Source organism: Leptothermofonsia sp. ETS-13, assembly GCF_049200465.1.
GTDB lineage: Bacteria > Cyanobacteriota > Cyanobacteriia > Leptolyngbyales > Leptolyngbyaceae > Leptothermofonsia.
On record NZ_CP120836.1, the window covers coordinates 3,044,395 to 3,058,116 of the forward strand.

Annotated in this window: 11 protein-coding genes and 1 pseudogene; 6 read left to right on the forward strand and 6 right to left on the reverse strand. The window is 50.0% G+C overall.

From position 1 onward, the window contains the following. Positions 1-264 precede the first annotated feature (264 nt). A complete protein-coding gene (locus tag P4D80_RS13860; protein WP_421654592.1) occupies positions 265-921 on the forward strand; it encodes a hypothetical protein in 657 nt (218 codons plus the stop codon). On the opposite strand, the gene P4D80_RS13865 is transcribed toward P4D80_RS13860, so the two are convergent. The 6 genes and pseudogenes from P4D80_RS13865 to P4D80_RS13890 all read right to left on the reverse strand — a co-directional run bounded on the left by P4D80_RS13865 (position 918) and on the right by P4D80_RS13890 (position 8,585). Beyond that, entirely contained in the window at positions 918-2,999 is a 2,082-nt protein-coding gene (locus P4D80_RS13865) for a TonB-dependent receptor plug domain-containing protein (protein WP_421654593.1), read from the reverse strand. The two genes, P4D80_RS13860 and P4D80_RS13865, sit on opposite strands and share 4 nt — an antisense overlap. Before the next feature lie 200 nt (positions 3,000-3,199). Then, positions 3,200-3,604: a hypothetical protein gene (locus P4D80_RS13870; RefSeq protein ID WP_421654594.1), complete on the reverse strand. Its 405-nt coding sequence runs from the start codon at positions 3,602-3,604 to the stop codon at positions 3,200-3,202. 390 nt (positions 3,605-3,994) lie between these two features. Continuing rightward, positions 3,995-4,384 (reverse strand): annotated as a pseudogene (locus P4D80_RS13875) (histidine phosphatase family protein); the annotation flags it as partial. 12 nt (positions 4,385-4,396) lie between these two features. Next, a complete protein-coding gene (locus P4D80_RS13880) occupies positions 4,397-4,756 on the reverse strand; it encodes a hypothetical protein (protein WP_421654595.1) in 360 nt (119 codons plus the stop codon). A 61-nt stretch (positions 4,757-4,817) separates the two neighbouring features. Continuing rightward, entirely contained in the window at positions 4,818-5,924 is a 1,107-nt protein-coding gene (locus P4D80_RS13885) for a PepSY-associated TM helix domain-containing protein (RefSeq protein WP_421654596.1), read from the reverse strand. 27 nt (positions 5,925-5,951) lie between these two features. Further along, the gene (locus P4D80_RS13890; RefSeq protein WP_421654597.1) at positions 5,952-8,585 is read right to left on the reverse strand and encodes a TonB-dependent siderophore receptor; all 2,634 of its coding nucleotides are present in this window, start codon (positions 8,583-8,585) and stop codon (positions 5,952-5,954) included. A gap of 513 nt (positions 8,586-9,098) precedes the next feature. On the opposite strand from P4D80_RS13890, the gene P4D80_RS13895 reads away from it, so the two are divergent. From P4D80_RS13895 to P4D80_RS13915, 5 genes are all read left to right on the forward strand, one after another. Continuing rightward, a complete protein-coding gene (locus P4D80_RS13895; protein ID WP_421654598.1) occupies positions 9,099-9,761 on the forward strand; it encodes a MotA/TolQ/ExbB proton channel family protein in 663 nt (220 codons plus the stop codon). Next, the gene (locus P4D80_RS13900; protein ID WP_421654599.1) at positions 9,739-10,149 is read left to right on the forward strand and encodes an ExbD/TolR family protein; all 411 of its coding nucleotides are present in this window, start codon (positions 9,739-9,741) and stop codon (positions 10,147-10,149) included. Before P4D80_RS13895 ends, P4D80_RS13900 begins: the two co-directional genes overlap by 23 nt. Positions 10,150-10,331: 182 nt before the next feature. Beyond that, positions 10,332-11,516 carry an energy transducer TonB family protein gene (locus P4D80_RS13905; protein WP_421654600.1) on the forward strand — a complete coding sequence of 395 codons (1,185 nt, stop codon included), beginning with the start codon at positions 10,332-10,334 and terminating at the stop codon, positions 11,514-11,516. A gap of 8 nt (positions 11,517-11,524) precedes the next feature. After that, positions 11,525-12,553, forward strand: coding sequence for a FecCD family ABC transporter permease (locus P4D80_RS13910; RefSeq protein ID WP_421654601.1), 1,029 nt, complete (start codon positions 11,525-11,527; stop codon positions 12,551-12,553). A gap of 190 nt (positions 12,554-12,743) precedes the next feature. After that, positions 12,744-13,637 (forward strand): ABC transporter ATP-binding protein, encoded by an 894-nt coding sequence (locus P4D80_RS13915; RefSeq protein WP_421654602.1) that lies wholly within the window; start codon positions 12,744-12,746, stop codon positions 13,635-13,637. Positions 13,638-13,722 lie beyond the last annotated feature (85 nt).

Sequence of the window (13,722 nt, forward strand, 5' to 3'; positions counted from 1 at the left end):
CCACACAGGGGGAACCCTTGCACTCCGCTCAAATTTCAAGAAGGATCGCTATAGTTTATGGTGGCTATAGAAAAAGCGTTGCACATCGGAGAAGGGAAATTCTGAAATGTGCAACGCCTCATGGAAGGGAGAATAGACTCTCTTAATAAGAGATGATAATCGCGAAATCTATAAATAAAAATCGCTATTTTTGATTAGAGAAATAGACTTCCATCTATTTATAGTAGGGGCGGTTTTATGTGGCAATTGAGTGTTTTCCTTGGAGTGGCTATTGCTCTAGCCGGTGGTGGGGGTGTCCTTGCCTCCCCTGGCTCTTATGCTGCTCAAAAAGAGGGGCAGATTCTTGCTGCCCAGACTGCTGCCGGGTACCCGGTGGTCAAATCTGTCAGGTTGCACCCCAATTTGAATATTCCCTGGTCCAGGACTGTCAGAATTACAGATCCGTTTGAAGGATCGTTTCTGGGCGTGTTTGATCGCAATGACATCAGCCACCGCGATTTGGGCTACGGTTCCGGCAAACTGGTCAGCCTCTGGAGTCGCGACTCCATCCGAGTTTTGCTGATTACCCAGCAGGGGCGTTGCACCATCGCCTATAACACTGGCTTTTTAGGTTCCTACGGACTCTTCCCCTATCGTCGTGTTACCAGCCTGTTTTACGATTACCCCTATTACCCCTATGGATCAGTCTGTGTTGGGATCAATACTCCCAGAGAAATCCAGAAGCTTTTGATTAGAGCAGGCGAGAAGGTGCTGGAACTGGAAGGCCAGAATAATGCATTTACCGTAAACGATGAAATCGCTACCGCTTTAAAGAACCTCCCAACCCAGAATGTGGACATTCGAATGGTATTGGAAGGTGGTGAAACCGTAGACAGCGAGATTGGGAAAGGCACTGTAGCCGCATGGAAGACAATTTATTAGAAGCTTGCATTTAGACCCAGGCGAAATGTTAACCCGGGCTGATAGATCCGGTTCACTTTTTCGTAACTACGGTTTCCCAAATTCTCCAGGTAAACCAGTAAACTGACGTTACGAAACAGGGGAACCTGAGCGCTTAAATCAAAACTCAGCCAGGATGGAGAAAATTCCCGTGTGCTGACTCCCGATTCGGCAAACAGGGCTCGTCGGGCCCCACTGAAGTAGTTGGCATAGAGGTTCAGTTGCCAGCCCTGGGAGTTATATCCAATCCCGAATTGCCCAACAGAGTAGGGAATTGTACTCAATTGCAGCCCCTTTTCTGGCCCTGCGGCAATGCGGGCATCCGTATAGGTGTAGTTGACAAAGGTTGAAAATTGAGGAGTAATGTTCCATCGGAGAGCTGTTTCAAAGCCGTGGGTATTAACGAGTGCAATATTCTCCCAACGACCGGCGACAATGCCAATCCGGTCTTTTAATCGATTGCCAAAGTAGGTGAGTTGGGCAGACACAGCAGGAGCCAGCCGAACATCGATTCCAGCATTCCAGGCAGAGCCTCTTTCGGGTTCCAGGTCGGGGTTGGGAAGCCAGTTATGAACGGTGTCGTAAAGATAGAGCTGGTCTAATCCAGGGTTGCGTCGTACAGACACCCAACTTCCGCGCAGGGCAATGGTTGGGGCTACATCCCAGCGCAGACCTGTACTGGGGTTGAGGGAGTTGCCAAACTCTGTGTTGAAGTTTTGTCGCAGGCCAAATTCTGCTTGCAGGGTGTCGGTAATTTTCCAGGTGTTAAGTAGAAAGAGGGCGGCATTGAAGCGATCGCGCTCTTCAACCTCGTTAAATCGGATGAACCGGGGCACATTACTGAGCGTATTGCCCTTTAAGAAATCGCTTTGTAGATCCACTCCGTAGCGCAGATTGAGAGCTGGAGCTACCTGCCAGTTGTGTTCTATTCGACCAGTCAGCCCACGGGAGTCAAGCTGACCCTCGCGAAAGAAGATGTTGCGGGTGGGACCGAATGTATCGAAGTAATCCCGGTTGAAAGCAAGGAAAGCGGTGATAAAGGAGTCGTTATTTGCTCCAACCATTCCTTTCCACGTCAGGCCAATATTGTAGGCATCATGGTTGAGGCGATCGCGCTGTAACGGAAAGCCAAAGTAAAGCAATCCCTTACGACTAGTGATTTTGTAGGCATCCAGACTCAGCGTATTGCGAGGATCGATTCGCAATGCTAACTTGCCGTAGTAGTTCTCAAACTTAACATCACCGTTAAATAGTCGTCCATCCGGTCCGCGGTTGGCCGCTCCCACAGGCACCCGATAGTCGTTGTCTGCTTGAAAACGCTCATATCCAAAAGCGTAGCTGAGGGTATTAATAGAACCAGCAATGCCCGCGCGGTAGTTTTGCTGACCGTAGGAACCAAATTGTGCCAGGGCATTGACCTTTAATGGGCCCTCATAATCTTTTGTAATGATATCGACCACACCACCAAAGGCATTCGAGCCATAGAGGGTGGAAGCGGTACCGCTGGAGAGTTCGATGCGATCGATGTCTCCCACCAACAAACTGTTCAGGTCAGTTGCACCGTGATAGGTGCTGACATTGCTGCCAATCGGCCTGCCATTGAGCAGAAACACATTTTGATTGAGCGTTGTGCCCCGGTAGTAAAGCCCAGTATGAATATCTGCACCAAAGCCAGTATCGTTGACCGCAAATCCCGGTAAGCCCCGCAACACCTCGGTAACACTGCGCGAACCCTGCTGCTGAATTTCATCGCTGGTAATGACGTAGGCAGGCGCAGAGGGCGTAGGCGTTCTCTCGCCTTCAACAATTAGTTCCTCCTCATCTTCGTCGTCGGATGGATCGTCCGTCAATAGAGGGGGATTCACGCTTGGACGCGCTGGTTCCGACGAGGCTTGCCCCAACAAAAAGCTGGCGCGAGTCTTGGGGCGCTCTATCTCGTTCAGATGCAAAATTTTAGCTGGTTGAGTTTCTGCATCAACGGGCTTCAGGATAGCGATCGCGTCTACCCCTGTATAACAGCCCAAAAGCAGCCAGCTAATGATGCACCATTTTAATTTCATTGGGGTTGACACCATCCTCACACCAAAATGGCCTCTCCTCCAATGCAAGACACATCAGAGCATAGAAGCCGATTGAAAAAACCACATTAATTTTGGATGAGGAATGAATGAGTGTCAAAAGACAGGCTGTCGAATTGGGTAAATCTGGAATAAGGAAAAAGGGGAAGAGCACGCAATTAGAAATTGCCCAAAGGTTCTCGTTAGCGAGGAGAGCGTGGAGCCAACCGATGGGGGCCTCTTGCCCAAGGGGGTGGTCCCTCTGCTGGGCGGATGTTAAGCACAGTGCCATTTTGCCGGGTAATAGAAAAGGCATCGAATTCACCCGAACGCCCCAGTTTCCCGGTAACGCTTACTCGCTCATCAACTGAGACATCAATCGGTTGCCACCAACGAGGACCGGCATCAACAATAATTCGTCCACTGCCATCATCCAGGACAAAACTGTTCCCAACCACACTGATTACTCGGCCAGTAATGGAAAATCCGGATGTGGTTTGTGGTAGATCTCGAATTCGAGTTTGAGCGTAAACGGAGGTTGCCAGGTTGACAATGGGCAAGCAGGTTGCCATCAAAAACCCTAGAGCAGATATATGTTTCATCGTCATTGATAATCCTTACTTCGCTTCTACTATTAAGAAAGTGCCAAGAAAAAGCAATAAGAATGTGACAAGCACAGGTTTTTCAATCTAAGTTGGATTAGACGGGGCGAATTAAACTGGAGTATGGCTGAAAAAGCACCAATGACTACCACTTCCGATCCCCAACAGTTCATTCCACCTTTGGAAAAAGGTGTCCTCCCTCACACTCTGAGTTTGAGCGAGATTATGAGGCAATTGTTTGATCACCTCAGATCTGAGGATGTACGAGCCAATGCGTAATTCACTAAACTTAAGTTAATAAAATAAATTGGGCCTGTCAATTTTTTGTGTAAAACCTGGAAAGGGAGTCAGGGTTTCAAGGAGTGAGAGCACCATTTCTAAGACATATCCAGCAACTTACCTAGAGGGCGTTCTCAACAGAGTTCCCCATTCTTCTGGTTCCATATTAGCCACAATCTCAAAACCTCCCTTGCCATCAGGTTTTAAGATGTAGGCAGTCCCCTGTGGCTCAGGGTAAATTCCAGTTGCGGCCTCAAACACATCATCGTGGCCTACGATCACAGTATTGGTTCCCCCTGCTGGAACCGTAGTCAGTAACGGTTTGATACCTTCTCGCATCTGAGCCACTTGTGCTTCGGTATACTCCTCAGCAGGTGCAAAATTTAACCCTGGTACCTTTTCATAGCGACCAAAAGCAAGATCGGCTGTTTGCCACGCTCGACAATACTCACTGGAGTAAACTTTGCTAACTGGAATTTTTAATGCCTGAAATGCCTGACCAATTTTTCTTGCCTGTTGCTATCCCTCTTCACCTAAAACTCGTTGGGTTGTACAGTACCCCATTCTTGCAAAGACTTGATCTGCATAATCAACCTCAGTTTTGACATGCCTTAAGAAAATGACATACCCTCCTTTTTGAAGCGTGTTTAGCAACTGTGTGCCGCTTAACTTATCTTGGAACGGTGGTTTAGTTTCTCCACCTTCCCCACCCTGACCAATCAGGAAATGATTTAAGGGGTTCAATCCTTTTGTATGGATGACTTCTTTAGAATCAGAAATCAGATTGGTTAAAAGATTGGCATTTGCTTCCATCGGTGAATTCACACTGGTGAATAGGAAAGCAACCACTCCAAGCCAAATTTTAGTTTCGTAATTCATTTCAACTCCTCTAGTTAAATCAGGTGAACACTAAAAATGCATAAGCTTAATTGCACAAGACTCATCTCTCCATGACCTCGTTATGCTTTTTGCGATACCGCCACATCACAAACCCTGTGATGGATAGAAGCAATGGAGCAAGCCCAACAAAAACATAAAGGATGCGAGAGGGTAATCCCCAAAAGGTACCGTAGTGCATAGGGACAAAGGCATTTAAGATGCGATCGCCCAGTGTTGCTGTTTGGCTATTCACCACACGCAAAACTCTGCCGCTGTACTGATCCAGTTGAACAACATTGGCGTAGTTTTGGGCATCTTGCGGTTGTTTCTTGTAGAAATAGAACACCCCATCGGGTTTAGTTGGTATAGAAATGAAGGTGGTAATGGCTCCAGGTAATGCGGCATCGGCCTGCTGAGCAATCTCATCAATTGATAAACGAGGATTCCCTGCTAGCACTGTAGATTTGAGTTCTGGTGGTTTGGGCGTCAGAGTGAGGGCATAGATGGCTGGTTCTGCATACTCATAAAAGTTCCAACAAAAACCGCTGACTGCAATCATTAACAGGAACATGACCGAAGTAATTCCGGCAACTTTGTGAAGGTCAAAGTTCAATCGTTTGGGATGGGCATCCCACTTGATCCGAAACCCAGTAACTAGCTTCCTCCAACCAGGCCAGAGAAGCAGTCCAGTCACACTCAGGAGGCATAGCAGGAAGGCAACAATCCCAACCACCACTCTCCCCACCTCCTTGGCAAATAGGGTGTAGTGCAGTTCCACGACGCGGCTGAAGAAAGCACCTTCACGGGAGCGATCGCCCAATATCTTTCCTGTATAAGGGTTGACAAACACCTCTAAATCTTCATTCTTGCTGTTCCTCAACCGAAGTTTATAAGTTTCGGTATTGGGCGGGATATCAAACTGAGCCAGCTTAAATTCGGGGCGATCGCGGTAAGCAGTTGTTACAATTTCAGCAATTTTGCTCAAAGGCAATCGTTGTTCCTGGGGTATGACCTGACCAAATCGATATTGAATAATCCTCTGATCCATTTCATGCTCAAAAACCAGCAAGCTACCCGTTAACCCAACGATGACCAGAATCAATCCAACAGATAGCCCAACATAGCGATGAAATTGAAATGCCACTTGACGAAGTTTGAAAGACCTCATGAAAACTGCCTCTTGACTGCACAATTCTCAAAATTCGATCGCAAAGCTCCCCACAACCGTTAGCGGGGCACCGGGTTGAATCGTCGATCTGCCGAAGTTCACCGACTCGAAATACCTCACATTTGCCAGGTTCTTGATATTGATCGCAGCTCGCCAATTGTTGTGTTTGTAATAGATGGCAGCATCGGTTCGGAGATATGCTGGCAATTCATAGGAATTATCAAAGTCACCTGGTCTGTCACCGACGTAAAATAAGCCCAAACCAAAGCCTAATCCCTTTAAATCACCAGTTTGAATTTCATATGTAGTCCACAAACTGGCCGCATTGTAGGGAACGAGTGCAGTCCGCAGTCCTGTTGGAGTGTCATTGCTTTCCGTGACAACGCTGTCACTCAAGGCGTAACCAGCAATAATGTTCCATCCCGGCAGAATTTCGCCTGCAATATCGAATTCGATCCCACGACTTCTAATTTCACCAATGGGAACAGAAAAATCTGGGTTCGCTGGATCGGTCGTCGCAATGTTAGTTTTGGTCAATCGGTAGGCTGCCAGGGTTGCCGAGAGGCGCTTGTTCAACTCTGCCTTGACCCCCACTTCTAGTTGGTTGCCTCTTTCTGGTTCCAAAATCGAACCATCAACCCCGGTGGCAAAGTTTGGGTTAAACGATCGCCCATAGCTGGCATACAGAGAAATGGGCGGAATGGGTTGATAGACCAGACCAACGCGAGGAGTAAATGCTTGATCAAACTGGGTGGTGACTGTTCCTGCCAGGCGATCGTCGTTCTTCTGATCTACCAGGTCAAACCGACCACCGATTAGCAGCTTCAGGTTATCCAGTAAGGTGATTTGATCCTGCAAAAAGATCCCTAATCCATCTGCCCGCACCTTACTATCTCGTCGCAAGTTGGTGAACGTCGAGCGATCAGGCTTGCCACGATAGACCGGATCAAAGATATTGATGTCAGGGGTTTCTCCATCGGGAACCCCACGATTGGTGCCCTGGGCGTCTTGCCGACCCAGATCCACACCGACTATCAGTGTGTGTTGGACAGAACCCGTTGCAAACTTAGCTGTGAGGTCAGTTTGCAAACTATAGGCTCTGTAAACGTCGTTATTTGAGTCGAATTCACGCCCGAACATGATGCCGGTTTGCTCATCTAATGTCCCTGCCTGGGTTTTGTAGTCAAAGCCATCAACCACCAGGTATTGAAATGAATTTCGCAGCTTCAAACTGTTACTGAACTGGTGTTCAAATTGATAACGAATTGCTAACTCCTCCACTCGATAAACATCATCCAACTCACCCAGATTGCGCGTAATGGGAATATCTGCCACTCCCCGACCGAAGGCAACCAGCCCCCGATCCATTGGGCGTTCATCCCACAGGTATGCCAGTTCAGCCGTCAGGGTTGTTTTTTCACTAATTTTCCAGGTAAGAACAGGGCTGAAAAAGCGACGCTGAAACTCTTGATCAAAGTCGCGAAATCCATCCTGGCTTTGAAATGCAGCATTGAAACGGTATAGGACTGATTTGTCGGATGTGAGGGGACCGGAGAGATCCACTGCTGGCCGCACAAAGCCGAAGCTACCGACTTGTAAGTCAAATGAGTAATAGGGCTGACTGAGTGGCTGTTTCGAAACCAGGTTGATGATTCCACCCGGTTCTGCATTGCCATAAAGGATAGACGCGGGACCTTTGAGTACTTCGATGCGATCGAGGTTGGCAATATCGTTCAGGGCGTTCTCAAACGCAAACGCCCCAAAGGATGTCCCTCGTAAGCCATTGCGCAACACAGTTGCGCTAAATCCGCGAATAATAAAAGAGTCCAGGGTGCCCCCAAAGTTTCCACCTTCTACCACACCACTGACGTTGCGAAGTGCATCCCGCAGTCCAGTGGCTCGCTGATCTTCCAAAATTTGTTCTGGAATGATCTGGATGGATGCTGGAATATCGCGAATGGGGGTGTCCGTTCGGGTGGCGGTTGAGGTGTCGGGAACGAAATACCCTCGCTGTCCTTCGCCCGTGACCACAATCTCCTCATCGGGTTCTTCCCCTTCTGGGTTGAGGCTGTATGCCAACGCTCCCGCTCTCAAGATGACTTCCTCTCTTGGCAGTGTCTTCTCACCTATCACCCTCACCTGAATATTGGCGGAATCGATTTGGGTGACGCGAACATTGGCAATTTCCTTTGTTGGATTGTCGGCGCTGAATTCCTGAGTATCGCTTAGCACTAGTGTTGCATTGGGAATGTCAGCAATCAGGGAATTACCTTCGGATCTGAATTTAGTGGCATCGATTTGCAGTGATCGCCCCCCCTCGGTTTCCAGCACAATTTCCAAACCCTTTTCGGTGGAATTAAGCCGCACACCTGTTACCTGCACAGGTGATTCACTCTCCCTTTGTTGAATTTGAGCAAGCCAATCTTTAACTGTTGTGGCAGGACGTCTCAGATCAAGAGTGCGGAAGACAGGGGTGATGGAGTTTTGAGTTTTAAGTTTTGAGTTTTGAGTTGAATGGCTTAACTCAGAACTGCTCTCTAAGGTCCCATCCCGTTCTTTCCTTTCTCCTTTCCCTGCCACCTCTCTACCAATGCCAGGCTCAATGTTCACTGACAGGATGCTCGCGATCGCAATCCCCAACCCTAGATGCCATCGATTCACAGTACTTCCTCACATGCCGATGATAATTTTTCCGCAAAAATCCTCCTACACTCCGGCAGATGCTTTTGCAGAAGTGAACTTGTCTCGCCAGAGGTGGACCCTACTTATTGAGAGTTAGTTTTAGTAACGATCAAAAAGTTATGATGCCCGGAGTTCGAAAGTCAAGCATTAAAACTGCAGGTTAATAGCTATGTGAGGAATATTCAGATTAATAAAAGTCTTATCTGTCAGGACTTTTATCTTGATTCGATATAGCATTAATCTTGTGAAATGTATAGATTTCCTTAACGGCCAGCCAAAAGTATTTGAGAATCGTATCGTTTACCTACTGATTTCACCTCAGAAATTTAGCTGGTAGCCATCAGCAAAATCTGGAATAGAATCGAGCAGATTATTTGAAATAGTACTTGATATAGATTCTCATTAAGTTTTATAGTTCTGTTGATTACTTGTCTCGGCTGGCTGGCTGACATAAAACTGCCAGAGCTGGCTTCCAATACTCAGGGGAGTTACATGCAAAGACTTGGAGAAATTCTGATAGTAGCGGGAATTGTAGCGATACCCCTGCTGCTGTTTTCAATTGTGGCGATCGCGCTGATTGTTGAGCGTGTCGTTTTCTGGTACCGCATCAACCGCCGCCAGGAGAAGGTCGTCAATGAAGCCCTGGCACTGTATCGGGAAGATCCTTCGCTGGCTGTAGAAAAGCTAGAGCGTAATGTGGATCTGCCGATGGCTCGGATTTTTCTGGAAGCGCTATCGCTAGAAGATGCGGAGCCCGATGAGCTAGCCCTGGCGATCGATGGTGCGATTCAGGCAGAAATCCCAACCCTCAAGCGGTTCAATAATGTGTTTGATACGATCGTCACCCTGTCACCACTGTTGGGCCTGTTGGGCACAGTGCTGGGGCTGATTCGCTCGTTTTCTTCGCTCAATTTGGGTGACATCGGTGGCGGAAATGCCGTTGGCGTCACCAGTGGAATTAGCGAAGCCTTAGTCTCAACTGCATTCGGCTTGATCGTAGCAGTCGTGACCCTGTTTTTTGCAAACACATTTCGAGGCTTTTATTTGCGGCAACTGGCGCTGATTCAGGAACATGTTGCCGAGCTGGAACTGCTCCACCGTCGTCGTTACAAGAAAGTTTTGGAGGTTTCCTATGCGACGACGCGCGATCGCTGAACCCGAAGTTCCGCCCCAGATCAACATCGTACCGATGATCGACATCATCTTTGCGATTCTCACTTTTTTCATCATGTCTACCCTGTTTCTGGGACGGTTTGAAGGATTGACGGTCAGCCTTCCTAAAGCCCAATCGGCCAAACCCCAAAAGACCATTCGAGCCACCGTCACCCTGGACAGGCAAGGAAACCTCTACCTGAACAAGACCCCCACTCCGGTTGAGGCGTTGTCAAATGCAGTCCGCCAGCTAAACGAACCGGGCAAAGATCTGGTGGTTGTGCTCAATGCCGATGGCTCAGTCACCCATGATCGCGTCGTTGCCGTCATGGATCAAATTCGCCAGGTGGACGGAGCAAAGATGGCGATCGCGACGAAGCGGAAGGAGTAGGAGCTTGTTCGTTGAGTGAGATGTGAGGGGTGAGGGAATAGGGGAGTGAGGGAATAGCACCTCATCACCTGATCGCCCAATCACCCTTCCACTCATCCACTCATCCACTCCCTTACTTCCTCACTCCCTCACTCATCCACTCTTGTCGTCCGTTACCTACCGCAAAATTCAAAACTTCTCCCATGAACAGTTCAGAATCAGTCGTTCAACAACGGCAAAAGGAAGGAAGAGCGCTAAAAATCTTTCTGATCAGTAGTTTGATCGGATCACTGGCACTTCATGCGGCTGCGATGACGTTCAAAGTTGGGAATTTCTGGAGCGTGATTCCTGAAGTTCCAGAAAATGATGAGATGGAACTGGTGGTGGAAGAAACTCCACCGGAAGAACCCATCCCGGAAGAAGTTCTGGCAGAGGTAGAGCCCCCCCCGGAGGAGATACCGGAAGAGGTGACCTTTGCCCCAGAGCTTGCTCCACCGCCGCCCCTGGCTCCTGAAAATCAGGCTCCCGTTGAGAAGGGCGAAGATGCCCCCAGTGACAAGCCCTTGCCTGCTTCCCCCGACTCTGCCCAACCGATGACCAACAATGCGGGAGATACCAATCTGAAGGTTGGGGGGGGACCGATTTTCAAACCATTTGGGTTAGGGACAGGCTTTGGGACGGGCGATCGCCCCACCGGATTCAATCCCCTGTGTAAACCGGATGGCGATCCCAAAGGCAAGCTAGGGGGGACGGCTATTCGGACAGCTCCGCCTGCAAAACCTGCGAAACCGAAGGATCCTGTTTGCGTCAGTTGTCCCAAACCCAGGTATCAGGGAAGGGAAGCAAGCCCCCGCGTGGATATGAAAATTTTGCCCGATGGAAGCGTCCAGGTTCGGTTGCGGAAATCAAGTGGCAATCCCGACCTGGACCGCGAAACACTGGAAACAATGAGTAAGTGGCGGTTTGATCCCCAAACGGTTCCCTCGGAAGGGGTACGGAAACGGGTGCGGGTCACCTACGAAGAAGAGGGTTCCAGTTTTCAGCGGCAAAACGAAGAACGGCGACGACGGGAGGCAGAACGCCGCCAGGAAGCAGAACGTCGTCGCCTGGCAGAGGAAGAACGGCGACAGGCAGAAGAGCGCCAGCGAGCACCCGCTACTGCTGTGGAAACTCCGGAGACAATCAAACCCGCTGCTTCCCCTGCTACCCCCGTTCCCGCAGCTTCAGAGCCCCCTGCGGTGATTGAGCAACTCGCTCCAGTTGCTGAACCTGCCCCACCCCCTGCCCCGGAACCACCTGCCCCAGAACCACCTGTGGCTGAACCAGCTCCAGTTGCGCCTCCTCCGCCTGCCCCTGTGGAGGCGGCTCCTGCACCCTCTGGTAATTGAGGTAAGGAATGGTTGTTCAACTCTCCAGACTCCAGAACTATTGGCAGATGGGCGATCGCACCTTACCAGCCGTTCTCTTGTTGATGGGTGGGTTGCTCCTGACGCTCCTCATCTCCCTCTGTCAGGGAGCCATCCCCCTGAGTCCAATGGAGGTGTGGCAGGCATTGATGCACCGGGGTGACTCTTTGCATCAAACCATTGTCTGGGAATTGCGTCTGCCTCGAATTGTGGCGGCGCTGGTGGTTGGAGCTGCCCTGGGAATGTCAGGAACCTTGTTGCAAGGCATGTTACGCAATGGGCTGGCCGATCCCTTTGTATTAGGAATTTCGGCGGGAGCGGGGTTGGTGGCGATCGCCCTCCTGACGCTGAATGTATTGCAAACCTGGGTGCCATTGGGAGCCTGGTTTGGCGCACTGCTGACGGCTGCCCTGGTGTATGGGTTGGGTCTGGTCGGACGGAGCATTGCCATTGAACGGTTGATTCTGGCAGGTGTTGCCGTCAGTTCCTTGTTTGGGGCCATTCAAACAACCTTACTGCTGTTGGCAGATGATGGCCGTATTCAAGCTGCCCTTAACTGGCTGATCGGCAGCTTAAACGGACGAGGTTGGCCAGAAGTAGCGATGGCGGGTCCCTATGTGGCGATCGCCCTATTGGGGGGCTGTTTGCTGGCACGGGATTTGAACCTGCTGACCCTGGGAGAGGATCTGGCCGTGGGGTTAGGAGCTTCCATGCTGCGATCGCGCCTGTTAATTGGTGCTATTGCCAGTCTACTGGCGGCCAGTGCCGTCAGTATGGCGGGCCTGATTGGATTTGTTGGCCTGGTCGTTCCCCACGGAATTCGTTTGCTGGTTGGTTACGATTACCGCTGGGTCCTACCGTTTTCTGCTCTGGGAGGAGCCTGGGTGCTGGTTTTTTCCGACTTGCTTTCCCGTTTGGGAGCCATTGAACTTCCCGTCGGAGCAGTGACGGCCCTGCTGGGTTCTCCGCTATTCATCTGGTTACTATATCGCCGGGGTAAGAGAGGAAGTGAGGGGTAGATGGGGGATAAGTGGGGGGGGGATGAGTTTTGAGTTTTGAATTCAAGGGAGAAGGGAGAAGAGCCAGGAACCAGGAGTCGGGAGCCAGAAGGGTTTAGAGAAGCCAGAAACCAGGAGTCAGAAGGGGTGGGGGCTGGAAGAAAGAAGAAGAAAGAGGCAGAGGAAGGAAGAAGCTAGGAGTCAGGAAGCGATGTACAGGCAGAACTCAAAACTTAAAACTCAAAACTCAGAACTCAAAACATCTCCTTCCCTACTTGAGGTTTACGATCTCTCTGGCGGCTATACCAGTGAATCGGTTATTCGAGGCATTGATTTTACTCTTCAACCTGGAGAATGGCTCAGTCTTGTGGGTGCCAATGGATCGGGAAAATCAACCCTGTTACGCTTGTTGAGCCGTATCCTGCTACCACAACGAGGAAAAGTCTGGCTGGACGGTAAAGTGATTCACGAACAACCAGCTCATTGGGTTGCTCAAAGGCTTGCTATTTTGCCCCAACAGCAAACAGTTCCGGCGGGGTTATCCGTGCGGCAGTTGGTTAGCCTGGGACGCACACCCCACCAACCCTGGTGGCAATGGGAGTTGAGTTTTGCAGATCGACAGAAGGTTGATCAGGCGATCGCCCAAACCCGCCTGAAAGCTTTGAGCGATCGCCCCATTGAGCATCTTTCTGGCGGCGAACGGCAACGGGCTTTTCTGGCGCTGGCACTGGCTCAAGATCCACAGGTGTTGTTGCTGGATGAACCCACCACTTTCCTGGATTTGCGTTACCAGTTGGAATTGCTGGAATTACTGAAAGACCTGAATCGCCAGCACCATTTGACCATCATTACGGTACTGCATGATATCAACCTGGCGGCCCGTTATAGCGATCGCATCGCTATGCTGAAACAGGGCGTGATCGCTGCGATCGGCCATCCAGAAGACGTACTGACCCCAGCCAATCTTGCCGATGTATTTGGCGTTCAAGCTGCCATTCTACAAACTCCGGTCGGCCTCCAAATTTGCCCCCTCTCATCAGACGTGCAGCATTCTCACAGTCGGGATGGACCTGAGAAGAAGCCAAAGGAGCGGATGGGTGGATAGGTAAGGGAGTACAGGGGTCCTAGATGTAAAGAGCGATAACCCATCCCCCCCACTCATCCACTCATACCCCCTATCACTCCTCACT

Coding starts and splice junctions, on each gene's coding strand:
- P4D80_RS13880 (WP_421654595.1), bottom strand. CDS start 4,756: ATGAATTACGAAACTAAAATTTGGCTTGGAGTGGTTGCTTTCCTATTC.
- P4D80_RS13865 (WP_421654593.1), bottom strand. CDS start 2,999: ATGAAATTAAAATGGTGCATCATTAGCTGGCTGCTTTTGGGCTGTTAT.
- P4D80_RS13910 (WP_421654601.1), top strand. CDS start 11,525: ATGGTTGTTCAACTCTCCAGACTCCAGAACTATTGGCAGATGGGCGAT.
- P4D80_RS13885 (WP_421654596.1), bottom strand. CDS start 5,924: ATGAGGTCTTTCAAACTTCGTCAAGTGGCATTTCAATTTCATCGCTAT.
- P4D80_RS13895 (WP_421654598.1), top strand. CDS start 9,099: ATGCAAAGACTTGGAGAAATTCTGATAGTAGCGGGAATTGTAGCGATA.
- P4D80_RS13900 (WP_421654599.1), top strand. CDS start 9,739: ATGCGACGACGCGCGATCGCTGAACCCGAAGTTCCGCCCCAGATCAAC.
- P4D80_RS13870 (WP_421654594.1), bottom strand. CDS start 3,604: ATGACGATGAAACATATATCTGCTCTAGGGTTTTTGATGGCAACCTGC.
- P4D80_RS13915 (WP_421654602.1), top strand. CDS start 12,744: ATGTACAGGCAGAACTCAAAACTTAAAACTCAAAACTCAGAACTCAAA.
- P4D80_RS13905 (WP_421654600.1), top strand. CDS start 10,332: ATGAACAGTTCAGAATCAGTCGTTCAACAACGGCAAAAGGAAGGAAGA.